Origin of the sequence: Pseudomonas sp. Q1, from assembly GCF_009935975.1 — a bacterium.
GTDB classification, from domain to species: domain Bacteria; phylum Pseudomonadota; class Gammaproteobacteria; order Pseudomonadales; family Pseudomonadaceae; genus Aquipseudomonas; species Aquipseudomonas palleroniana.
The window spans coordinates 168,654-189,753 of the sequence record NZ_QODI01000004.1; the positions used below are offsets into that span (position 1 = coordinate 168,654).

Sequence of the window (21,100 nt, forward strand, 5' to 3'; positions counted from 1 at the left end):
GCCCCCTCCCACACTTCGCTTTTTCAGTGGCTGGCCTGGATCATCCGGCGCAATGCCACACAGTCTGCAGCATGCCAATCCGCCAACGCTGGCCACGGGTTCTCCGGCAAGTTCACCAACACCGTCCGGGCTCCCGCCGCCCGGCCGCAATCCAGATCAAAGCGGTAATCTCCCACCATCACCATCCGGCCCGGCGAAACATCCCAGGCCGCCGCCAGCTTCAGCAAGCCGCCCGGGTCTGGTTTGGGCGGCGCATCATCACGGCCTAATACATCCTCGGCGGCAAAGCAGTCCGCCAAGCCAATCGCCGCCAGGGTGATATGCGCCAGCTCCCGCGCATTGCGGGTCAGGATGCCCAGGCGATAACCGCGCTCGGCCAGCTCGCGCACCAGCTCCACCGCGCCTGGCGCGGCAACCGAGCCCACCGCCAACTCGCGCTCATGCTCCAGCAACCAGGCATGCTTGGCCGCTGCCACATCGGCCGGCAACGCCGCCAGGTGGGTGAGGATGTCGTCCTCCGGCGGAATGTCCAGGGCCACGCGAATGGCCGCAAAATCATGCACGGCCACCGTGAGGGTGCCGTCCATGTCAAAGACCCAATGTTGGATATGCGCCAGGCTCATGCCCAATCCTTGCGATGACGAATCAAGCCTTCCTGGGTCACCGAGGCCACCAGCTGCCCGGCGCGGTTGTACACGCTGCCACGGGAGAAACCACGGGAGTTGCCCGCCCAGGGGCTGTCCATGGCGTAAAGCAGCCAGTCATCGGCACGCAGGTCCGCGTGGAACCACAGCGCATGATCGAGGCTGGCTACCTGCATATCTTTCTGCCACACGGTCTTGCCGTGGGGCAGCAGCGAGGTGGTCAGCAGACCGAAGTCCGAGGCGTAGGCCAGCAGGTATTTATGCAGCGCCGGCAAGTCGGCCAGGGCGCCGTCGGCACGAAACCATACGTACTTGACCGGGTCGGACGGCTGCGGGTTGAACGGGTCTTTCTCGGTCACCGGGCGCACTTCGATCGGCTTGGGGCACAGCAGCTTGTCGCGCATGTGCTCGGGGATCAGGTGGGCGCGTTGCTGGGTCAGTTCCAGCTCGGAGGGTAGGTTTTCCGGGCCGACCACCACAGGCATGGTGCTCTGGTGCGTAAAACCTTCCTCGTCATATTGGAACGAGGCGCTGCAGGTGAAGATCGGGTTGCCCTTCTGGATCGCGGTGACACGGCGTGTGCTGAAACTGCCGCCGTCACGTACGCGGTCCACCGAGTACACCACCGGCAATGCGGCATCGCCCGGGCGCAGGAAATAGCCATGCAGGGAATGCACATGCCGCGCGTCTTCTACGGTCTGGCTGGCCGCCGACAGCGACTGGCCGAGCACCTGGCCGCCGAACAGTTGGCGAAACCCCAGGTCCTGGCTGCGGCCACGAAAGAGGTTTTCCTCGATCGGCTCCAGGGTCAGCAGGTCCACCAGATCTTCCAATACTTGGCTCATAGAGCAACTCCTACAATCTATGGGGCATTCCGGTCTGCTTATCCGTGCAGCGTGTCCAACCATTGGGCGCGGGTGATGCGATACAAAACATGATGGCGCAGCGGGTCATCGGCTGCGACCTTGGGGTGTTCAAAATCTGCCTGGGGATCGTAATGCATACCGATGGCCTGCATGACTTTTTGTGATGGCAGATTGGACTCAGTGGTGAAAGCCAGGATCTCATCCACCTGCAAACGATCGAAGCCGCAACGCAAGGCGGTCCAAGCCGCCTCGCTGGCATAACCCAGGCCCCAGTGTTCGCGGGCCAGGCGCCAGCCAATCTCCACGGCCGGGGTAAAGTCAGCCTCGAAGTTGACATTCTGCAGCCCGGTCAGGCCGATAAACTCGCGAGTGTCCTTGCGCTGCAAGGCCCAAAAACCAAAGCCGTACTCGGCAAAGTGCCCGCGAATCCGCCCGATCAACGCAGCCGTTTCCAGGTGGCTCAATTTAGCCGGGAAATAGCGCATCACCTGCGGGTCCGCGCACATGCGCGCAAATTCCGGCAGGTCGCTGTCGCGCCATTGGCGCAGCACCAGGCGTGCGCTTTCCAATTCCAGTATCGGCTCCATGGGTCCCCTCCCTTGCCATGTGCGTGAGTGTACAACGCGGGTAAGATGCGTCGCAGGTTCCCGTCAGAAAATCCCATGCCCTTGCCATTGATCTATCACGATGACTACAGCCCCGAGTTCCCGGCGGACCACCGGTTCCCCATGGACAAATTCCGCCTGCTGCGCGACCACCTGGTCGACAGCGGCCTGACCGAAGACCGCCAACTGCTGCGCCCGCAACTGTGCCCACCCGAGATTCTGGCCCTGGCGCATGACCGTGGATATATCGAGCGCTATATGAGCGGCGAGTTGTCCCGTGAAGACCAGCGGCGCCTCGGCCTGCCCTGGAGCGAAGCCCTGGCCCGGCGCACCGTGCGGGCGGTCGGCGGCTCGCTACTGGCGGCGGAGCAGGCATTGGAACACGGCCTGGCCTGCCACTTGGCGGGCGGCACCCATCACGCCCATTACGATTACCCGGCGGGCTTTTGCATCTTCAACGACCTGGCGGTGATCAGCCATTACCTGCTGGCCAGCGGCCGGGTCAATCGCGTGCTGATCTTCGACTGCGACGTGCATCAGGGCGACGGCACCGCGCGTATCCTCCACGACACGCCGGAGGCGATCACGGTGTCGCTGCATTGCGAAAAGAACTTCCCGGCACGCAAGGCCCAAAGCGACTGGGACATCCCGCTGCCCATGGGCATGGGGGACGCCGACTACCTCAAGGTGGTGGACGACGCACTCAACTACCTGTTGCCGCTCTACCAGCCGGACCTGGTGCTGTACGACGCCGGCGTTGACGTGCACAAGGACGACGCCCTCGGCTACCTGAAGCTGACCGACGCAGGTGTCGCCGCCCGCGACGAAAGCGTGATGCGCCACTGCCTGGGCCGTGATATTGCGGTAATGGGCGTGATCGGCGGCGGTTACAGCAAAGACCGCCCCGCCCTGGCCCGTCGCCACGGCATCTTGCATCACAGCGCCCAGCGGGTGTGGGCGTCATCAGGTTGTCATTGAACCCTGGGCGTTACCCACAATGCCTGTGGAACCACCTGTGGATAACTTGAGCGTAAGCGTCTGAACGCTGCTTTACGTAAGGCTTGTAGGAAGCTGTATGTTTTTTGATCAGGCGTTTGCGCTGTCGTCGGGTAGAATGCTCGGCCTATTCAAGCGACCGTAGCCCTGCCCCATGCCCGATACCCCTTCCCAACACGTCATCATTATCGGCGGCGGCCCTGCCGGGCTGATGGCCGCTGAAGTCTTGAGCCAGGCAGGCGTGCGGGTCGACCTCTACGACGGCATGCCGTCGGTGGGGCGCAAGTTCCTGCTGGCGGGTGTAGGCGGCATGAACATCACCCATTCGGAAGCGTACCCGGCGTTCCTGTCGCGTTATGCCGAACGCGCCCCGCAAATGGCGCCATTGCTGCGCGCGTTTGGTGCCCAGGCGTTGTGCGAATGGATTCACGGCCTGGGCATACAGACCTTTGTCGGCACTTCGGGCCGCGTCTTTCCTACGGACATGAAGGCCGCCCCGCTGCTGCGCGCCTGGCTCAAGCGCTTGCGCGACCAGGGCGTGGTTATCCACACCCGCCATCGCTGGGTGGGTTGGGCCGCAGACGGCGGGCTGGTTATCCACAGCCCGGACGGCGAAAAAACTGTCCACAGCCCTGCCGTGTTGCTGGCCCTCGGCGGCGGCAGTTGGTCGCGCCTGGGTTCCGACGGAGCCTGGCTTAAGCTGTTCGAAGATCAAGGCTTGCCGTACGCCCCTTTGCAGCCGAGCAATTGTGGTTTCGAGGTGTCGGCCTGGAGCGACTTGATGATCAGCAAATTCGCCGGTGCACCACTGAAAAACGTCGCCATCGGCCTGGCGGATGACAAGCCGCGGCTGGGGGAATGTGTGGTCACCGCCACGGGCATCGAGGGCAGCTTGATCTATGCGCTGTCGGCACCGATTCGCGAAGCGATCCATCGCGACGGTTCGGCCACCGTGCATCTCGACCTGCTACCGAGCAAGCCGCTGGACAAGGTGCAAGCCGCGTTGGCCAAGCCCCGTGGCTCGCGTTCGATGAGCAAGCACTTGCACAGCCAGTTGGGCCTGGATGGGGTCAAGTCGGCCTTGTTGCGTGAGCTGACACCGGCAGGCCACTTCAATGATCCGGCGCAGTTGGCGGTGGCTATCAAGGCGCTGCCGTTGACCCTGGTTAAAACCCGGCCAATCGATGAAGCGATCAGCACCGCGGGCGGCGTGCCGTTCGAGGCGTTGGATGAGCGCTTGATGCTCAAGCAGTTACCGGGGGTGTTCTGTGCGGGAGAGATGCTGGACTGGGAAGCACCGACGGGCGGGTACTTGCTGACGGGGTGTTTTGCCAGCGGCAAAGCGGCGGGGCATGGGATGCTGGAGTGGCTCAAGCGCTGAGATTTGTGGTGATTTTAATGCCGCCATCGGGGGCAAGCCCCTCCCACATTTTGAACGGTGAACAGATTCAAAATGTGGGGGCTTGCTTCCGATGAGGCTATCAGCCACGCAGCAAATTACTTCTTCTTACGCGGCCCGGTGTTAAACACCGGCACCTTGCGCACCGGTTTGATCGATGGCTCCGCCGGCGCCACTTCGCCACTGTCCACCCATTTGCCCAGGTTACGTTTGCCGCCACCGCCCGAGGCCTTGGGCTTCTTCGGTTTTTTCGGTTTCTTTACCACTTGCCCACTGGCGTCGGTGTCCGGCACGCGGTGCTCGGGCTCGAAATCCGGCTCGACTTTGCGGGTCAAGGTCTGACGCGTCAGCATCTCGATGGCCGACAGCATGTTCACTTCATCGGCGCACACCAAAGAGATCGCCTCACCGATGTTGCCCGCACGCCCGGTGCGGCCAATACGGTGGATGTAATCTTCGGCGACGATCGGCAGGTCGAAGTTGACCACCAGCGGCAAGTCTTCGATATCCAGGCCACGGGCGGCCACATCGGTGGCCACCAGGATCTGCACCTCGCCGGCCTTGAAGCGGTCCAGCGCCCGTTGGCGGGTGGCCTGCGGTTTGTCACCGTGGATGCCATCGGCATTGACGCCCAGGCCCTGCAACTTATCCACCAGTGCGTCCACGCCGTTGCGGGTCTTGGCGAACACCAGTACCTGCTTCCAGCGGCCTTTGCGCATCAGGTGCACAAACAGCTCTGGCTTACGCTTCTTGTCCACCGGCACCACCCATTGCTTGACGGTGTTGGCCGCGACGTTGCGCGGGCTGACTTCGATGCTCAGCGGGTCGTTGAGCATCTGCCCGGCGAGCAGGCGGATGTCATCGGAGAAGGTCGCGGAGAACAGCAGGGTCTGGCGCTTTTTCGGCAGCATGCGGTAGATGTTCGCCAGTTCTTCGGAAAAGCCCAGGTCGAGCATGCGGTCGGCTTCATCCAGCACCAGGGTTTGCAGCTGATTGAGTTTCAGCGCGTTCTGGCGGAACAGGTCGATCAGGCGGCCAGGGGTGGCGACCAGAATGTCGACACCTTTGCGCAGCTTCATCATCTGCGGGTTGATACTCACGCCGCCGTACACCGCGTAAGTGGTCAGCGGCAGGTGTTGAGCGTACTCGGCGACACTGGCGTGAACCTGCTCGGCCAGCTCGCGGGTCGGGCACAGGATCAGCGCGCGCGCCGAGTTGGGGGCGACTTTCGGCCCTTCCAGGGTCAGCAATTGCAGGAGCGGCACGGCGAAACCTGCGGTCTTGCCGGTGCCGGTCTGGGCCGCGGCCATCAGGTCGCGACCGGCCAGCACCGCCGGAATGGCCTGCGCCTGCACCGGCGTCGGGGTCTGGTAGCCAAGCGTCTCAAGGGCGCGCAGCAAGGGTTCGATCAGGCCAAGGGTGGCGAAAGTCATGTGTTTACCGTAGGAAAAATTCAGCGCAAGTGCTTAATGCGCCGCAGTTTACCTTATTTCAGGCTTGGGCTTTCGCCACTGGGGCAGGCTGATCAACAGCACCGCGCTGATGATCACCAGCATCGCCAAGGCTTCTTCCATGCCGATGGTCTCACCGACGAACACGATCCCCAGCAACACGGCCACTGCCGGGTTCACATAGGCATAGCTGGTCGCCGCCGCCGGCCGCACGTGCTTGAGCAGGTACATGTAGGCGTTGAAGGCAATGATCGAACCGAACACGGTCAGGTAGGCCAGCGCCAGCCAGCCTTCCAGTGGCGGCACGGCCTGCAGGCGCTCACCGGAAAGCGCGCTGACCAGCAGCAGCGCCACACCGGCGACCAGCATCTCCGCAGCACTGGCCATGGCGCCCTGGGGCAGCGGCAATTGCCGGCTCCACACCGAACCGAACGCCCACGACGCGGCCGCCACCAACAGCAGAACAGCGCCCATGGGGCTCGATTGCAACGTGCTGCCCATATTGAGCATGGCAATGCCGATAATGCCCAGGATCACCCCGGCCCATTCCAGACGGGTATTACGTGCGCCCCAGAAATACCCACAGAGCAAAGTGAACAACGGCACGGTCGCCACGGCCAACGCCGCCACGCCGGACGACACGCCCATATGTTCAGCCATGCTCACGCCACCATTGCCGATGGTGAGCAACAAGATGCCAATCATCCCGGCCGCTTTCCACTGAGCCCAGGTCGGCGCCGGCACCCCGCGCCACCTGAGGAAGCCGTACATCAACACCCCGGCCGTGCAAAACCGAATCCCGGCCAGCAACAACGGCGGCCAGTACTCCACGCCGACACGAATCACCAGGTAGGTAGACCCCCAGATCACGTACAACGCAAAAAAGGCGGCGATCAACGGTAAGGGAAAGCGACGTGGGCCAGGCATTGGGCGGCTCTATGGCAGGAGGACAGAAGACATATTCTAAAAAGGCAGGTTGATAAACATAAGTTACAAAACCTGTTTAAAACGCCAATACACTTTTCAAAACACGGTTATGAGGGATATAAACCATAGATTCGAAAGCCACACATTACGGAGCCTTATCATTGGACAAATACGACCGCATGCTCCTCAGTGCCTTGCTCGAAGACGGCCGCGCCTCGTTTGCGCAACTGGCTCGCACGGTCAACCTCTCCGCCCCCGCCGTGGCTGAGCGCGTGGCCAAGCTGGAGGCCAGTGGCGTGATCACCGGGTATCAGGCCAAGGTGGACCTGTCCAAAGTGGGTTTGCCGATTCAGTGTGTGATTGAGCTGCGCCTGACCAATCACGGCAGCCAGAAGGTGTATGACGCCTTATCCGAAATTCCCGAACTCACCGAATGCCACCGCGTGACCGGTGACCCGTGCGTGATCATGCAAGCCGCCGTGGGCTCGATGCCGGAGTTGGAGAACCTGATCAACCGGATCGCAAAATTCGGGTTCAGCAAGACCTCGATCATTTTGTCGAGCGCGATAGAGCGGCGGGTGCCGCTGGGGCAGTTGGAGGCCAGAAATGCTGGATAAACAGCGCAAGGTCATCAGCCTCAGCCACCCGGTCAGCCCACGTATCCCGCTATGGCCGGGCGACCCTCCGGTGGTTTTTGCAGAGGTCGCCGCCCTGGAAAAGGATGGCTATTTCCTGCGACGTTTCAGCATGGGTGAACACAGCGCCACGCATATGAATGCGCCGAACAGCTTCTACGCCGACGCAATGGGGATCGACGGTTATCAACCCGAAGACCTGGTGCGGCCGGCAGTGGTAGTGGACGTGCGCAGTAAAACCCAGGGCAACCCCGATTACGCAGTCAGCCCGCAGGATATTGAAGAGTGGGAACGCCAACACGGGCCAATCGAGCCCGGCTCGGTGGTCTTGATGTACACCGGCTGGCAACATCTTTGGCATGACCCGGTGGCGTTCTTCGGGCTGGACGCGCAAGGCTCGCACTTTCCGGGGATCGGCGAGGCGGCGATTGGTTTTTTGCTTGAGCAGCGTCGGATCGCCGGGGTCGGTATTGATACCCATGGGGTTGATCCGGGGCAAAGCACTGCATTCGCGACCAATCGTGCGGTGCTGGCCAGGAATGGGATTGTGCTGGAGTGTTTGACCCATCTCGACCGCCTGCCGGCCAAGGGTGCAACATTGGTGATAGGTGTCTTGGCGCTCAAAGGCGGATCAGGGTCGCCCGCATCGGTGATGGCGTTTACTCCCTGACGACACTGTGGGAGGGGGCTTGCTCCCGATGGCGGTGGACCAGCCCGCTAATCTGGAGCTGACACACCGCTATCGGGAGCAAGCGCCCTCCCACAGTTGGAGTTTCATTGTCAGGGGCTCAGAACCCGCGGTGCTTCTTCAGGTGTTCGGTGATCTTCGCCGCCGGCACTTTCTGCAGGGTGCACAGCAGGTCGTGGGAGAGTTCGCGCAAGCCGTGAGTCCCGCGCAGTTCCTGGGCCAGGTACGCCGTGAGGTTGGCCGCCATCTCCGCATCCGCCAGCGCCCGGTGAGCCTTGCCGGTATGGGGCAACTGGGCGTAGCTGTTGAGGGTGCCGAGTTTGTGGTTGGGCGCCGCGGGCATCAGGCGGCGGGCGAGTAACAGCGAGCAGGCAAATTTCTGCAGGCGGGTGCGGCGGATCAGGCCCAGCTCATAGTCCCAGAACTTCTGGTCGAAGGCCGCGTTGTGCGCCAGCAGTGGCGTCGTGCCGACGAACTCGTTGACCTCGTTCATCACACGCTCGGCCGGCGGTGCGCTGCGCAGCATGGCGTTACTGATGCCGGTGAGTTGCTCGATAAAGCCCGGCACACGCACACCGGCGTTCATCAGGCTCTGGTAGCGATCCACGATCTGGCCGCGCTCGAGGATGACCACCGCGATTTCCGTGGCCCGGCAGTGGCTGCTCGGGGTGATGCCGGTGGTTTCAAAGTCGATGACCGCTATACGTTCCAAACCTGTTCCAACTCCGTCTAACTGTTTATCAAGCCGCAACGTTCTATTTGAGCAGCAGCGCGCCTTCGATCGGCACATAGCGGCTGGCGGCGCGTATCAGTGAGTTGGCCGTCAACCCCGGGACACCGTAGGCCACGGCTTCGACGCCATGCTTGTGGATAACGCGCTCGAGCAGCATGTCGAAATCGCCGTCGCCGGAGGCCAGTACGATTTCGTCGACGTGGTCGGCGGCATCCATGATGTCGAGGGTGATGCCCACGTCCCAGTCGCCCTTGGCCGAGCCATCGCTGCGCTGGATGTAGGGCTTGAGTTTTACCGTAAAGCCCAGGTTGCGCAGGATCTGCTGGAATTGCTGCTGCTTGCTGTCGCCACGGTCGATGGCATAGGCATACGCCTCTACGATCTGCCCGCGTGAACCGATGTCAGCCCACAAGGCGGCGTAGTTGAAGTGGCAACCATAGGCTTGGCGCACGGTGTAATAGAGGTTTTGTACATCGGCGAACACCGCAATTTTTTTCACCGCACTTCCCCAGGCTTACCACTTGGACGCCGGACACGAAGGTCCGCAAAGGCGCCAGTATGCCAGCCACGGGAAAGTTTCCGAGAAAAATCAGCCCGGGGCGACGAAGCGCCCCGGTTGAATGCAGGTCAGACGTAGGAATCGTCGTCGTCAAAAGACGAGGGATCGTCGGAATAATTGCTGTCTGAAAAGTTGTCAGCGTTGTTGCCGCCCCAACTGTCATTCCCGGCGAAACGCTGGTCGTCATTGCCCCAGTTGCCGTTGTCACTGGCCGGCGCGGGCTCTTCGCGGATGATTTCTTCCACGACCTGCGGCTGTTGAGAGTTGTGGTTGAACAAGCTGCTGATGCCTTCGGCCAGCATCACACCACCGGCCACACCAGCGGCGGTTTTCAAGGCGCCACCGAGAAAACCACTGCCAATCGGCGCTGCCGGTGCCTGTTGCGGCTGTTGATAGTTCTGCGGCGGTGCAGCGTAGTTTTGTTGCGGCGCAGGTTGGCCGAACGATGGCCGCCCCGGCTCACGCCAGCCGCCACCCGTCGACGCTGGCGCGCTCTGAGCCGGTTGCGGATCGCGGGAGCCGCCGCCAAAGATACTCGACAGGAAACCGCCACTGCTCGGCGCAGGCTGGGCCGCCTGGGAACGGGCTTGTTGCAGCTCATCCTGCAATTGCTGGATCTGCTGTGCCTGCTGCTTGTTCTGCGCGTCGAGACTCTTGATCGCGTGTTCCTGCACCAGGATCGACTGGGTCATGTAGTACCCGGCGGCCGGTTGGCGAGTCATGTGCTCCTTGATCCGCGCTTCGGCCAGTGCGTCGCGGGGGGCTGAGTCCTTTTCGGCTTGTTGCAACCGTGAAAACAGTCCATCGATCAGGGTTTGCTCTTCGCTGTTCATGGCGACCTCGTTAGATTGCCGGTAGAAATCATGGGCCTGCCTGGGACCAGGCAAGCTACGCGACTAGTTATGGGGCTGTTACCAGACGTTTCAATAGTCTTTACCTAAGGTTTACGTTTGCTTAACGCCAGCGCTGATCGGTTAAAGTGTGGGCCTTGCTTTTTGGCCTGCGATGAACCTGATGAATCCGTTAGACGTACTGCGCGACTCCTTCCGTTTCACCCAACGCAACCTGGGCGCCATCGTCCAGCTGTGCCTGCCGCTGGTGATCCTCGAAGCCCTGCTGCAACAGGTGCTGGACCACACGCTGGGGCCGGATGCGTTCCCCGGTTACAGCGTGGTCGTCGGGCTGCTGGTGTATCCGCTGTACACCGGCGCCCTGATCCTGTTTCTGGATGCGCGCACCCGCGGCGAGTCGCCGCGCACTAAAGATGTCTGGGCCATGGCCCTGACCCTGTGGCCACGCTTCGCCCTGCTGACGGCCATGAGCACGCTGCTGATTCTGCTGGGCTTGTCGTTGTACTTCCTGCCCGGCCTATGGCTGATGGTGGTGCTGGCGTTTGCCGAGTACCTGCTGGTGCTGCGCGGCATGCCGGCACTGGACGCGATGAAGGAAAGCTTTCGCCTGAGCCGTGGGCACTTCTGGCGAATCCTGGTCTGCCTGCTGTGCGTGATGACGCCGCTGTGGTTGCTCAAGGGCGCCAGCGCCGCGGCCTATCCAGACCCGGGTCCGTTACTGGGGCTGTTGATGGACAGCGCCCACAGTTTCCTGCAGTTGTTTACCAGTGTGGTGTTGTTCCGTTTATTCATGCTGATCGGTGGCGACGCCGACGCACGGTGATATGCTCCGTGCCTGTCCTGACACGCTGATAAGCCGAGCCAATGACCCGTTTATTGCGCATCTTCCTGCTGGGCCTGCTGATCATCGCAGGCCTGCTCACTGCCCTGATCTACAGCTTGACCTGGCGCCCTGCCGACAAGCAAACCCTGCCCGTCAGCTGTGGCGCCCCCCGCGCGCCGACCCTGCTGCCGGGGCAGGCGCTCAAGGTGATGACCTGGAACGTGCAATACCTGGCCGGCAAAAACTACGTGTTCTGGTACGACACCCCCGACGGCAGCGGCCCGGACGACCGTCCGACCGTGGAAGACATGGCCTACAGCCTCGATGAAGTGGCGCGGGTGATCCGTGACGAACAACCCGACATCCTGCTGCTGCAGGAACTCGACGAAAACGCCAAGCCATCCCACTATCAAGACCAACTGGCCCTGTTGCAGGAACGCCTGGTCGACCTTTACCCGTGCAGCGCCCAGGCGTTCGACTGGAAAGCCGACTTCATCCCCAGCCTGCATATTTTCGGCAGTGTCGGCCGCAAACTGGCGACCCTGAGCCGCTACCAGATCGAACACGCCGAACGCCTGCAACTGCCGGTATCGCCCGGCAACTTCATCAGCCGCCAGTTCCAACCCAAGCCGGCCTTGCTGCTGACGTACCTGCCGCTGAGCGATGGAGGCCAACTGGCGGTGCTCAATACGCGTCTGGGTCGCGATATGCCTGGGCGTTCGGCGGTGGATGAGCAAGTCAAGGCAACGGTGAAACTGCTGGATAAACTCGAAGGCCGAGGCACGCCCTGGTTGATCGGCGGGGATTTCAACCTGCTGCCGCTGGGGCAGTTCCTGCGCCTGGAAGCGGGCAAGCGCGGTCAGTATTCGCCGGACAGCGAGTTGCATTTGCTGTGGGACAAATACCCGATGATCCCCAGCAACAGCGAAGCCAGCGGCATCGACCGTGCGAAATGGCTGACGCACTACCCCAACGACCCAAGCCTCGACGGCCCGGATCGCACCTTGGACTATCTGTTCTACAGCCCACGCATCAAGCGGGTCGAAGCCAAGGTGCGGCAGGAGGATACGTTGCGCATTTCCAACCATTTGCCGGTGATTGCCCGGTTCCTGCTGCCCGCCGCGCCCTGACAGGCACCCCCGAAATAATGTGGGAGGGAGCTTGCCCCCTCCCACAGTTGTTCTCTGTTGTGGCTACTTGCGGGGTTTGATCCGGGCCGTCGCCTCGGCGACCAATGGATCATCCGGCCAGTAATGCTTTGGATAGCGCCCTTTCAAATCCTTCTTCACCTCGGCATAGGTGCTGCGCCAGAAGTTCGCCAGGTCCTGCGTCACCTGCACCGGGCGCCGCGCAGGCGACAACAAGTGCAGCTTCACCACCTGCCGCCCACCGGCAATGCGCGGCGTATCCGCCAACCCGAACAATTCCTGCAGGCGCACCGCCAGGATCGGCGGCTGTTCGCTGTAGTCCAGTCGCACCGACGAACCCGATGGCACCTTCACATGCTGCGGTGCCAGTTCGTCCAGGCGCTGTGGCAGCGGCCAGGGCAGCAGGTTGTGGAGGAAACTGGAGATATCCAGGTTGGAAAAATGACTGAGGCGCGACACCTTGCCCAAGTACGGCATCAGCCAGTGCTCCAGGCTGGCGAGCAAGGCGCTGTCGCTAAGGTCGGGCCATTCGCTGGTTTTTCCGGCGTCCAGCTGGCGCAGCAGCATGACACGGGCCTGCCATTGGCGCAGCTCCGGGGTCCAGGGCAACAGCGCCAGCCCCTTGCGGCGGATAAGGTTGACCAACGCCTGGCTGCGGGCGGACTCATCCAGGCCGGTCAGGGGCTCGCGGCTGAGCACCAGTTCGCCGACTTTGCGTTGGCGCTCGGCGCGCAGCACGCCTTCGCGCTCGTCCCAATCCAACTGGTCGACGTTGCGCACCTGTTCGGCCAATACCGTATCGAATAGCGCCGGGTCGAAATCCGCCGCGAGGTAGATGCGCTCTTCCCGCTGGCCCTGGCGGCTGCCGAGGTCGGCGATCACCAGCCAAGGTTGTTTCATCAGGCTGTCAGCCTCGGCGAACAGCGCGGCGCGCCCATTGGCCAGGCGGTATTCGGCGCCACCCGGGCGACGTTGTTGCGCGACGCGGTCCGGGTAGGCCAGGGCCAGCAAGGCGCCGAGCCAGCGCGGGTGGTCGGGATCAGCCACCGCCTGAGTCGCCTTGCCGCGCAGATAACCACGGTACTGCCGGGCCAATTGCCTGGCTCTTTGCACACCACCCTGGGTGCCACGTGCGCGCTCTTCGCCGGACAGCAAGGCCAACCGACTGTGCAAATCGGCACCGCCACCGCGCAGGATATCGCGCTCGCCCAACAGGGCGGCCACCTCACAGGCCGTGGCCGCCAAGCCCAGATCCTGCCCACGCAGCAATAAATGAGCGATACGCGGATGCGCCGGCAACTCGGCCATTTTCTGACCGTGCGGGGTCAGCTTGTCGTCCTCCAGCGCGCCCAGCCGTACCAGCAAATCCTGAGCCTGGGCATAGGCGGCGGTCGGCGGCACATCCAGCCACACCAGTTGCGTCGGGGCCACGCCCCAGCGCGCGAGTTGCAAGGCCAGGCCCGCGAGGTCCGCCGCGAGGATTTCCGCGCTGCCATACGCCGCCAGACCTTCATGCTGATCCTCGGACCACAACCGATAACACACCCCCGGCTCCAGACGCCCCGCCCGGCCGGCGCGCTGCGTGGCACTGGCGCGGGAGATGCGCTGGGTGTCGAGACGGGTCATGCCGCTGCCGGGGTCGAAACGCGGCACCCGCGCCAACCCGGCGTCGATCACTACGCGCACGCCGTCAATCGTCAAGCTGGTCTCAGCGATGTTGGTAGCCAGTACCACTTTGCGTTTGCCGGCAGGCGCCGGGTCGATGGCGGCACGTTGGGCGTTGAGGTCCAGTTCGCCGTGCAGCGGGCAGAGCAGCACATCATTGCGCTTGCCCAGGGCATCCGCGAGTTGCTGGTTGACCCGACGAATTTCCGCCTGCCCCGGCAGGAACACCAGCACACTGCCAGCTTGGTCCTGCAAGGCTTCAAGGATGGTCTGCAGCACACGCGGCTCGATAAATTCACCGGCCTGATACGGCCGCCCCCAACGCACCTGCACCGGGAACATGCGCCCTTCGCTGCGCAGGATCGGCGCATCCTCCAGCAGGCTCGCCAGGCGTTCACCTTCGAGGGTGGCCGACATCAACAGGATCTTCAGCGGCTGTTCATCACGAAACAGCTCGCGGCCGTTGAGGCTCAGGGCCAGCGCCAGGTCGGCGTCGAGGCTGCGCTCGTGGAATTCGTCGAAGATCAGCAAACCCACACCCTCCAGTGCCGGATCGTCCTGCAGGCGACGGGTGAGAATGCCTTCGGTGACGACCTCAATACGGGTGTTCGGGCCGACCTTGCTGTCCAGGCGAATGCGATAACCGACGGTTTCGCCGACTTTTTCCCCCAACTCGCTGGCCAGGCGTTCGGCCGCGGCGCGGGCCGCCAGGCGCCGGGGTTCGAGCATCAGGATGGTTTGCCCGGCCAGCCACGGCTCGTTCAACAAGGCCAAGGGCACGCGGGTGGTTTTACCGGCGCCGGGCGGCGCTTCCAGCACGGCTTCATGGCGAATCGCCAAGGCGTCACGCAGGGCGGGTAAAACTTCATCAATCGGCAACGAATTCATACTGGCTCCAGAACAGAGCGGCGAGTATAACGGCGAACTGCCGGATGCCGATGATGGTCTCAACAACACCACGGTTCTGGGCTGTCGACGCGGCAACTGTGGGAGGGGGCTTGCTCCCGATAGCGGTGGGTCAGTAGCCAAGCAGTTGCCTGACACATTGCCATCGGGAGCAAGCCCCCTCCCACACTTGATCATCGTCGCCTGACAAAACTGGCTTATATTCACCCTTAAAACGTGTTCAGGAGAGTTTCCATGCGTATCGCTTCCCGCATCATCGGCGGTGTCCTCGCCGTCACCCTGTTGAGCCAGCTGACCGCCTGCGGTTCGATCTTCTACCCGGACCGCCGTGGCCAGATCGACGGCAAGATCGACCCGGCGATTGCCGTGCTCGACGCCGTGGGCCTGCTGTTCTATGTGATCCCCGGCCTGATCGCGTTCGGCGTGGACTTCGCCACCGGCGCCATCTACTTCGAACCGGGCAAGACCGCCCAGGTTGACCCGGCAAAACTCCACGAAGCCATTGGCGCAGACGGCAAGGTCGACAACGCCAAGCTGCAAACCATCATCCAGAAAGAAACCGGGCGCAGCCTGCCACTCGATGACCCGCGCCTGATCCAGTTCAAGGGCAGCGTGCAACAACTGGCCGCTCTGGGCCTGCAACCCGCTGCCTAAGGATCGTCCATGACCAGCAGTCCTGAACACGCCAGGCTCCTGCGCCTGGCCACCCGCGCTTCAGTGGGCGTGGCCTCTGCGCTGATTATCACCAAGGCCATCGCCTGGTGGTTCAGCGGCTCGGTGAGCATGCTCGCCGGGTTGACCGACTCGCTGCTCGATGGCGTGACCTCGCTGCTGAATTTGCTCGCCGTGCATTACGCGCTGCGCCCGGCCGATGACGACCACCGTTATGGGCACGGCAAGGCGGAATCGCTGTCGGGTATGGCCCAGGCCTTGTTTATCGCCGGCAGCGCGGTGTTGATCGCGTTCCAGGCGTACCAGCGCTTGCAGCATCCGGAACCCGTCGGCGCGCCGTGGTTGAGTATTGGGGTGATCGTCTTTTCGCTGTTGATGACGGTAGCGCTGCTGATGCTGCAACACCGGGTCATCCGTGAAACCGGCTCCAACGCGGTGCGCGCCGACTCGCTGCACTACCGCTCGGACTTGATGCTCAACGGCAGCATCCTGGTGGCGCTGGTGTTGGCGGGTTTTGGTTACCATCAGGTCGACGCCTGGTTCGGCCTCGGCATTGCCGCCTACATCTTGTGGAGCGCCATCCAGATCGCCCGGGAGAGCTTTGCGGTATTGATGGACGAGGAACTGCCAGCGGACGTGAGCCAGCACATGCTGGAACTGGCCCGTGGCGTCCCCGGTGTATTGGGCGCCCATGATTTGCGCACGCGAATCTCCGGCAGCCACTGGTTCGTGCAGTTGCATCTGGAATTGCCGGGGGAATTGACGCTGTCAGTCGCCCATGGCATCAGCGATCAAGCCGCCGACGCCATTCACCAAGCCTACCCGCGTGCCGAAGTGCTGGTGCACGCCGACCCGCGGGAAGTGGTCACGGGCAATAAAACCTAATACTGCACCTGGTAGCCGCGACTGCTCAGGCAGTTGCCCTGGGCCTGACGGTAGGTTTGCACCACCGCAGGCGCCGGGGCGTAGGTCACCGCCTGCGGATCAAAACCGCTTTGCTGCACCGCCCAGCGATAGCAGTCATAACCATCCTGTTGCACCTGGCCCGGTGACTGGCCGTTGGCAGGATAGGCCACCACGTCATAACCATTGCCCTGTGGCGCCGGCGGCGGTGTCGGCACCTGGGTCGGCGGTTGCACCACCACGTACTGCTGGGTGCTGCTTTCGTAGGTGTAATAAGCGCCGGCCGCGAGGAAGAACAGCGCACTGCCCACCCACACTTCCCGTGCGTAATCCGGCAGGTATTGCACGCGGATACCGTACGGCGGCGTTACCACCACATAACGCGGGCCTTGCGGGCGATACCAGTAGCCACCGGAGTAGAAATAGTCCTGGCCACGGTAGGGCACGCGGTAATTACGCTCGGGGAAACGGTCGACGACATAGCCCGGTCGGTATTGCGGGCCTGGACCCCAGCCGTTGCCGTGCCCATCGGGGCGGCCTGGCCAGCGGTGGTCATCAGGGCGGCCATTGTTGAAACCGCCACCGGGACGCGGCCCGGGGCCATTACCGGGTTGCCAATGCGGATTGCCGTCATTACGCCGTGGGATGTCCTGATAGTAACCCTGGCGCGGCTCCTGGGTTTGCCGAACGGTGTCCGGGCGCCCCTGGATCGGCAGGTTATTCGCAGGCTGCGGCGCCGGCCGAGGCGGTTCGGCGCCTTGCGGCCGGCCTTGCCACTGCCCGTGCCCCTGCTGCTCGCCACGCTCGAAATGCTCGTTTTGCGGGCGCGGCGCATTGTTCTCGAAATGTTGATTCTGTGGACGGGGCTGGTTGTTTTGCGGGCGGGGCGGTTCGTTGCCTTGCCGCCCACCCTCCGGCCCTCTTTCATGCTGGCCGCCGCCTTCAGAACGGGGGTCATCAGCCATCACTTGCGCGCTGACGGTGACCATCAGCAAACCTACACCTGCCAAACGCCAGATGCGTTTCATGCTCTTCCTCACTGCGGATTAGGGCCTGGATACCCGGCCTCATACATGAGACTGGAAAAGCCTCACCCGGTTCTGAGACAGGTTATCAGTCACGAGAACAATTTTCTCAAGGCAAAGAAAAAGGGGCGACCCGTCGGCCACCCCTTGAGAATTTTGTCCTGGCTCAACGCTTTTGACGTTGGCTCACCTCACGCCGTCTGGTAGACAGTGTGCAGCCTGGAGGCCGGCTCAACCCTGCTGGGGCGGCGGCCGCAGCGTGCCTGATTGGGCTCGCTGGGAGTGGACTGTTGTCCAGGCGGTGATTCTGTTGATAACGATACCCGCGTGTGCCCGACAGATGATTGCGAAGATTGCGTCAATAAACAGTGCTTGCGCAATTTTTAACCCTTCATAGATAATTCACCGCAATAGTTACGACAAAGGCCAACCCAATGAGCAAGCTTGACCGATACGACCTGAGTATTTTGGCGGAATTGCAGCGCGACGCGAGGATCTCCAATCAGGAGTTGGCCGAGCGCATCGGCCTGTCACCGTCGCCCTGCTCTCGCCGGGTCAAGCAATTGGAAGACGACGGCTACATTGCGCGCCAGGTCGCCTTGCTCGACCGCAAGATGCTGGGCCTGAGCCTCACAGCCTATGTATTGATCGGCATGGACCGTCACACGCCAGAGCGTTTCGAGAACTTCGAAGCGGCCATCCGCACCCTGCCCCAGGTGCTGGAATGCAGCCTGGTGACCGGGATGGATGCGGACTATCAATTGAAAGTCGTGGTGCCGGATATGGACCACTATCAAAAATTGCTGCTGGGCCACCTGACCCGCATCGAAGGCGTGACCAGCGTGCGATCAAGCTTTGTGCTGAACCAGGTGTTGAACAGCACCGAACTGCCCCTGACCCACCTGCGCACCTGACCCCAGGACCAATCGCGATCCAATGTGGGAGGGGGCTTGCTCCCGATGGCAGTGTGTCAGTTGATGCATCCAGTGAATGACACTCCGCTATCGGGAGCAAGCCCCCTCCCACAGTTGGAACGGACTTCGATCCAGGTCAATGTTGCGTCAGTAGCGCTGCCGTATACTCGCCGCCTTCACTGTCGGAAAAATCCCCATGAACAACATCGACCCCGCCCTGTTTGAAGAATGGATGATGACCGGCCTGGTCACTGTCCTGATTATTTTCATGGGCTTTATCGTCTGGGACCTCGCGAAGAAGTCCAAAGCCGGCCGCTTTGGCTCGTTCATCCTGTTTTTCGTACTGGGGCTGGGCGTGGCGGCGTTCATCATCAAAAGCGTGGTGATCGGCCTGATCGAATCCGGCGCCCTATAAGCGCGCCGGCACTTCCTTCCACTGGCCTTGATCCAGGCCATCGATCGACCAGCCGCCAATGCGTACCCGCACCAGACGCAAGGTCGGCAACCCAACCGCCGCCGTCATGCGCCGCACCTGGCGGTTGCGGCCTTCGCGAATCACCAACTCCAGCCATGACGTCGGCACGCTTTTGCGAAAGCGTACCGGTGGGTTGCGCGGCCACAACTGCGGCTCATCCAATTGGCGTGCTTCGGCGGGCAGGGTCATGCCGTCGTTAAGCTCCACGCCGTCACGCAGGCGTTGCAGCTGCTCTGGCGTCGGCTCGCCTTCGACTTGCACCCAGTAGGTTTTCGCCAGCTTATGCTTGGGGTCGGCAATCCGCGCCTGCAGTTGCCCATCGTTGGTCAGCAACAACAACCCCTCGCTGTCACGGTCCAGGCGACCAGCCGGGTAGATACCGGGGATGTCGATAAAGTCCTTGAGGGTCGCACGCCCACCTTCGTCGCTGAACTGGGTCAGTACATCGAACGGCTTGTTGAACAGGATCAGCTTCGGCTCGGCCGGGGGCGCCTTGGCGACACGCCGCGCAGCGGAATACGGAGGTTTCACGCCTGGGCGGCGCGAATCGGGGCGAGTGGGACGGGACATGGCAAAAAGAACATCTAACGGTCAGGACCGACAATGCTAGTGGCCTGACCGCTAAATGACCATCCCAACCGCTTAGCGGAACGGTGGTTCGTCGAAGCTGCGCAGCTTGCGCGAGTGCAGCGAGTTGAGCTCGGTGCGCAACAGGTCGACCGCCTCGATGCCGATCTTCAAGTGCTGGCTGACCGCGCGCTCATAGAACGCATTGGCCGAACCTGGCAGCTTGATCTCACTGTGCAACGGTTTGTCCGACACACACAGCAAGGTGCCGTAAGGCACGCGCAAGCGGTAGCCCTGGGCGGCAATGGTGCCGCTTTCCATGTCCACCGCCACGGCACGGGACAGGTTGATCAGCGGCCGTTCCTGGGCCCAACGCAGTTCCCAGTTGCGGTCGTCGTAGGTCAGCACGGTGCCGGTGCGCAGGCGCTTTTTCAGCTCTTCGCCCTTCTCGCCGGTGACATTCGCCGCGGCCTGCTGCAGCGCCAGTTGCACTTCGGCCAGGGCCGGGATCGGAATGTTCGGCGGCACAACGCGGTCCAGAATCCCGTCGCGGCGCATATAGGCGTGGGCCAGTACGTAGTCGCCGATGGTCTGGGATTGGCGCAGGCCGCCGCAGTGGCCGATCATCAGCCAGCAATGAGGGCGCAGCACAGCCAGGTGGTCGGTGATGTTCTTGGCGTTGGACGGGCCGACGCCAATGTTCACCAGGGTCACGCCGTGGCCGTCAGCGGCCTGCAAGTGGTAGGCCGGCATCTGATAGCGGTGCCAGACCACACCGGCGGCAATCGCCGAGGCTTCGCCGTGATCCATGCTCTTGTCGATCACCACGTTGCCCGGCAGCACCATGCGGATAAAGCGCGGATCGCTGCGCAGTTGCTCTAGGCCATGCACGATGAACTGGTCAACATAGCGATGGTAGTTGGTCAGCAGAATCCACGGCTGCACATGGCGCCAGTCGCTACCGGTGTAGTGCACCAGGCGACGCAGGGAAAAGTCCACGCGGGCCGCATCGAACAGTGCCAGAGGCAGCGGGTCGGTGTTTTCCCAATCGTAGAGGCCATCGGCAATGCCGTCGGTGGCGGCGGACAGGTCGGTGCTGGGGAATACGCGAGCCAGGGTCGCGGCGGTAACGCCGGAGCCGGCCAGTTCGTCACCCTGCTCCACCACGTACGGGTAAGGGATGTTCTGCTGGCTGACGCCCACTTCTACCGTCACGGTGAAGTCGTGCATCAGCGGCACCAGTTGCTCCAGCAGATACTTACGGAACGCCGCAGGATGGGTGACGGTAACGCTGTAGGTTCCCGGCAGTTGGACCTTGGCATATGCCCGGGTGGTCTGTGGGACTTCACCGTGGCAGTGATAGGTCAAGCGCAGTTCCGGGTAGCGAAACAGTGCGCGCTGTTCGGCGTCGGGTTCGACGCGGTTCTTGAGGTATTGCTTGAGAGCCTGATTGAGCGCCCCGGTAGCACGCTCATGCAGAGCCGCCAGCCGGTCCACGGCTTCTTCAGCGGTTTGAACGACAACAAAAGCTTCGGTCACGGTAAGCATCCTGTGTTCTGACTTGCAGGCCTTTATCTTGCCTGTATCCCTGCTGGACGGAAACCAAGGATTGAAATGCGTGCAAAATGGGTGGGCTTGACCGAGCGCC

General features: G+C 62.4%; 22 protein-coding genes. 10 read left to right on the forward strand and 12 right to left on the reverse strand.

All coding sequences use genetic code 11. From position 1 onward, the window contains the following. Positions 1 to 23: 23 nt before the first annotated feature. Genes DK870_RS08115 through DK870_RS08125 form a run of 3 tightly spaced genes read right to left on the reverse strand, consistent with a single transcriptional unit; the run spans position 24 to position 2,097 of the window. Complete coding sequence (locus tag DK870_RS08115) at positions 24 to 623, reverse strand: HAD family hydrolase (RefSeq protein WP_161548414.1); 600 nt, start codon at positions 621 to 623, stop codon at positions 24 to 26. Further along, the gene (gene tesB, locus DK870_RS08120) at positions 620 to 1,489 is read right to left on the reverse strand and encodes an acyl-CoA thioesterase II (protein ID WP_060752336.1); all 870 of its coding nucleotides are present in this window, start codon (positions 1,487 to 1,489) and stop codon (positions 620 to 622) included. The genes DK870_RS08115 and tesB overlap by 4 nt, the downstream gene beginning before the upstream one ends. Before the next feature lie 38 nt (positions 1,490 to 1,527). After that, complete coding sequence (locus DK870_RS08125; protein ID WP_060752337.1) at positions 1,528 to 2,097, reverse strand: GNAT family N-acetyltransferase; 570 nt, start codon at positions 2,095 to 2,097, stop codon at positions 1,528 to 1,530. A 75-nt stretch (positions 2,098 to 2,172) separates the two neighbouring features. On the opposite strand from DK870_RS08125, the gene DK870_RS08130 reads away from it, so the two are divergent. Continuing rightward, on the forward strand, positions 2,173 to 3,093 hold the full coding sequence (locus tag DK870_RS08130; RefSeq protein ID WP_060752338.1) for a histone deacetylase: 921 nt from the start codon (positions 2,173 to 2,175) through the stop codon (positions 3,091 to 3,093). A 172-nt stretch (positions 3,094 to 3,265) separates the two neighbouring features. Next, positions 3,266 to 4,492: a TIGR03862 family flavoprotein gene (locus tag DK870_RS08135; RefSeq protein WP_161548415.1), complete on the forward strand. Its 1,227-nt coding sequence runs from the start codon at positions 3,266 to 3,268 to the stop codon at positions 4,490 to 4,492. 116 nt (positions 4,493 to 4,608) lie between these two features. On the opposite strand, the gene DK870_RS08140 is transcribed toward DK870_RS08135, so the two are convergent. Together DK870_RS08140 and yedA are read right to left on the reverse strand one after the other, a co-directional pair. Further along, positions 4,609 to 5,943: a DEAD/DEAH box helicase gene (locus DK870_RS08140; protein ID WP_161548416.1), complete on the reverse strand. Its 1,335-nt coding sequence runs from the start codon at positions 5,941 to 5,943 to the stop codon at positions 4,609 to 4,611. Positions 5,944 to 5,991: 48 nt separating this feature from the next. Continuing rightward, a complete protein-coding gene (gene yedA / locus DK870_RS08145; RefSeq protein ID WP_104996046.1) occupies positions 5,992 to 6,888 on the reverse strand; it encodes a drug/metabolite exporter YedA in 897 nt (298 codons plus the stop codon). Positions 6,889 to 7,049: 161 nt separating this feature from the next. Between yedA and DK870_RS08150 the strand changes: the two genes are divergently transcribed. Both DK870_RS08150 and DK870_RS08155 read left to right on the forward strand, forming a co-directional pair. Next, the gene (locus DK870_RS08150) at positions 7,050 to 7,505 is read left to right on the forward strand and encodes an Lrp/AsnC family transcriptional regulator (protein ID WP_090365685.1); all 456 of its coding nucleotides are present in this window, start codon (positions 7,050 to 7,052) and stop codon (positions 7,503 to 7,505) included. Then, positions 7,495 to 8,193 (forward strand): cyclase family protein, encoded by a 699-nt coding sequence (locus DK870_RS08155; RefSeq protein WP_161548417.1) that lies wholly within the window; start codon positions 7,495 to 7,497, stop codon positions 8,191 to 8,193. Before DK870_RS08150 ends, DK870_RS08155 begins: the two co-directional genes overlap by 11 nt. Positions 8,194 to 8,311: 118 nt before the next feature. Here DK870_RS08155 and DK870_RS08160 read toward each other — a convergent pair whose 3' ends face one another. The 3 genes from DK870_RS08160 to DK870_RS08170 form a co-directional block, all read right to left on the reverse strand. Continuing rightward, positions 8,312 to 8,923 carry a PolC-type DNA polymerase III gene (locus tag DK870_RS08160; protein WP_104996048.1) on the reverse strand — a complete coding sequence of 204 codons (612 nt, stop codon included), beginning with the start codon at positions 8,921 to 8,923 and terminating at the stop codon, positions 8,312 to 8,314. 43 nt (positions 8,924 to 8,966) lie between these two features. Beyond that, positions 8,967 to 9,443, reverse strand: coding sequence for an NYN domain-containing protein (locus DK870_RS08165; protein WP_104996049.1), 477 nt, complete (start codon positions 9,441 to 9,443; stop codon positions 8,967 to 8,969). A 128-nt stretch (positions 9,444 to 9,571) separates the two neighbouring features. After that, positions 9,572 to 10,336 carry a DUF2076 domain-containing protein gene (locus DK870_RS08170; RefSeq protein WP_161548418.1) on the reverse strand — a complete coding sequence of 255 codons (765 nt, stop codon included), beginning with the start codon at positions 10,334 to 10,336 and terminating at the stop codon, positions 9,572 to 9,574. A 181-nt stretch (positions 10,337 to 10,517) separates the two neighbouring features. Between DK870_RS08170 and DK870_RS08175 the strand changes: the two genes are divergently transcribed. Both DK870_RS08175 and DK870_RS08180 read left to right on the forward strand, forming a co-directional pair. Next, positions 10,518 to 11,177 (forward strand): YciC family protein, encoded by a 660-nt coding sequence (locus DK870_RS08175; RefSeq protein WP_126870832.1) that lies wholly within the window; start codon positions 10,518 to 10,520, stop codon positions 11,175 to 11,177. A 41-nt stretch (positions 11,178 to 11,218) separates the two neighbouring features. Beyond that, on the forward strand, positions 11,219 to 12,307 hold the full coding sequence (locus tag DK870_RS08180) for an endonuclease/exonuclease/phosphatase family protein (RefSeq protein ID WP_060752347.1): 1,089 nt from the start codon (positions 11,219 to 11,221) through the stop codon (positions 12,305 to 12,307). Positions 12,308 to 12,370: 63 nt separating this feature from the next. Here the strand turns inward: DK870_RS08180 and hrpB are convergent, their stop codons facing one another. Continuing rightward, positions 12,371 to 14,878, reverse strand: coding sequence for an ATP-dependent helicase HrpB (gene hrpB / locus DK870_RS08185; RefSeq protein WP_161548419.1), 2,508 nt, complete (start codon positions 14,876 to 14,878; stop codon positions 12,371 to 12,373). 252 nt (positions 14,879 to 15,130) lie between these two features. On the opposite strand from hrpB, the gene DK870_RS08190 reads away from it, so the two are divergent. Then, complete coding sequence (locus DK870_RS08190) at positions 15,131 to 15,550, forward strand: hypothetical protein (RefSeq protein WP_060754700.1); 420 nt, start codon at positions 15,131 to 15,133, stop codon at positions 15,548 to 15,550. 9 nt (positions 15,551 to 15,559) lie between these two features. After that, the gene (locus tag DK870_RS08195) at positions 15,560 to 16,453 is read left to right on the forward strand and encodes a cation diffusion facilitator family transporter (protein ID WP_060754701.1); all 894 of its coding nucleotides are present in this window, start codon (positions 15,560 to 15,562) and stop codon (positions 16,451 to 16,453) included. Here DK870_RS08195 and DK870_RS08200 read toward each other — a convergent pair. After that, entirely contained in the window at positions 16,450 to 17,499 is a 1,050-nt protein-coding gene (locus DK870_RS08200) for a DUF6515 family protein (protein ID WP_104996054.1), read from the reverse strand. The genes DK870_RS08195 and DK870_RS08200 overlap by 4 nt on opposite strands. A 431-nt stretch (positions 17,500 to 17,930) precedes the next feature. Between DK870_RS08200 and DK870_RS08205 the strand changes: the two genes are divergently transcribed. Together DK870_RS08205 and DK870_RS08210 are read left to right on the forward strand one after the other, a co-directional pair. Continuing rightward, positions 17,931 to 18,410: an Lrp/AsnC family transcriptional regulator gene (locus tag DK870_RS08205; protein WP_003194418.1), complete on the forward strand. Its 480-nt coding sequence runs from the start codon at positions 17,931 to 17,933 to the stop codon at positions 18,408 to 18,410. A gap of 205 nt (positions 18,411 to 18,615) precedes the next feature. Beyond that, positions 18,616 to 18,825 carry a DUF2788 domain-containing protein gene (locus tag DK870_RS08210; RefSeq protein WP_032884769.1) on the forward strand — a complete coding sequence of 70 codons (210 nt, stop codon included), beginning with the start codon at positions 18,616 to 18,618 and terminating at the stop codon, positions 18,823 to 18,825. Here DK870_RS08210 and DK870_RS08215 read toward each other — a convergent pair. Next, entirely contained in the window at positions 18,820 to 19,455 is a 636-nt protein-coding gene (locus DK870_RS08215) for a pseudouridine synthase (protein WP_090365671.1), read from the reverse strand. The two genes, DK870_RS08210 and DK870_RS08215, sit on opposite strands and share 6 nt — an antisense overlap. 72 nt (positions 19,456 to 19,527) lie before the next feature. Beyond that, positions 19,528 to 21,000, reverse strand: a complete 1,473-nt coding sequence (amn, locus tag DK870_RS08220; RefSeq protein WP_161548420.1) for an AMP nucleosidase — start codon at positions 20,998 to 21,000, stop codon at positions 19,528 to 19,530. Between the last annotated feature and the right edge of the window lie 100 nt (positions 21,001 to 21,100).

What these genes read in the sequence shown, in the direction of transcription:
- DK870_RS08115 (WP_161548414.1), bottom strand. Translation starts at nt 623, where the DNA reads ATGAGCCTGGCGCATATCCAACATTGGGTCTTTGACATGGACGGCACC.
- tesB (WP_060752336.1), bottom strand. Translation starts at nt 1,489, where the DNA reads ATGAGCCAAGTATTGGAAGATCTGGTGGACCTGCTGACCCTGGAGCCG.
- DK870_RS08125 (WP_060752337.1), bottom strand. Translation starts at nt 2,097, where the DNA reads ATGGAGCCGATACTGGAATTGGAAAGCGCACGCCTGGTGCTGCGCCAA.
- DK870_RS08130 (WP_060752338.1), top strand. Translation starts at nt 2,173, where the DNA reads ATGCCCTTGCCATTGATCTATCACGATGACTACAGCCCCGAGTTCCCG.
- DK870_RS08135 (WP_161548415.1), top strand. Translation starts at nt 3,266, where the DNA reads ATGCCCGATACCCCTTCCCAACACGTCATCATTATCGGCGGCGGCCCT.
- DK870_RS08140 (WP_161548416.1), bottom strand. Translation starts at nt 5,943, where the DNA reads ATGACTTTCGCCACCCTTGGCCTGATCGAACCCTTGCTGCGCGCCCTT.
- yedA (WP_104996046.1), bottom strand. Translation starts at nt 6,888, where the DNA reads ATGCCTGGCCCACGTCGCTTTCCCTTACCGTTGATCGCCGCCTTTTTT.
- DK870_RS08155 (WP_161548417.1), top strand. Translation starts at nt 7,495, where the DNA reads ATGCTGGATAAACAGCGCAAGGTCATCAGCCTCAGCCACCCGGTCAGC.
- DK870_RS08170 (WP_161548418.1), bottom strand. Translation starts at nt 10,336, where the DNA reads ATGAACAGCGAAGAGCAAACCCTGATCGATGGACTGTTTTCACGGTTG.
- DK870_RS08175 (WP_126870832.1), top strand. Translation starts at nt 10,518, where the DNA reads ATGAATCCGTTAGACGTACTGCGCGACTCCTTCCGTTTCACCCAACGC.
- DK870_RS08180 (WP_060752347.1), top strand. Translation starts at nt 11,219, where the DNA reads ATGACCCGTTTATTGCGCATCTTCCTGCTGGGCCTGCTGATCATCGCA.
- hrpB (WP_161548419.1), bottom strand. Translation starts at nt 14,878, where the DNA reads ATGAATTCGTTGCCGATTGATGAAGTTTTACCCGCCCTGCGTGACGCC.
- DK870_RS08190 (WP_060754700.1), top strand. Translation starts at nt 15,131, where the DNA reads ATGCGTATCGCTTCCCGCATCATCGGCGGTGTCCTCGCCGTCACCCTG.
- DK870_RS08195 (WP_060754701.1), top strand. Translation starts at nt 15,560, where the DNA reads ATGACCAGCAGTCCTGAACACGCCAGGCTCCTGCGCCTGGCCACCCGC.
- DK870_RS08200 (WP_104996054.1), bottom strand. Translation starts at nt 17,499, where the DNA reads ATGAAACGCATCTGGCGTTTGGCAGGTGTAGGTTTGCTGATGGTCACC.
- DK870_RS08205 (WP_003194418.1), top strand. Translation starts at nt 17,931, where the DNA reads ATGAGCAAGCTTGACCGATACGACCTGAGTATTTTGGCGGAATTGCAG.
- DK870_RS08215 (WP_090365671.1), bottom strand. Translation starts at nt 19,455, where the DNA reads ATGTCCCGTCCCACTCGCCCCGATTCGCGCCGCCCAGGCGTGAAACCT.
- amn (WP_161548420.1), bottom strand. Translation starts at nt 21,000, where the DNA reads ATGCTTACCGTGACCGAAGCTTTTGTTGTCGTTCAAACCGCTGAAGAA.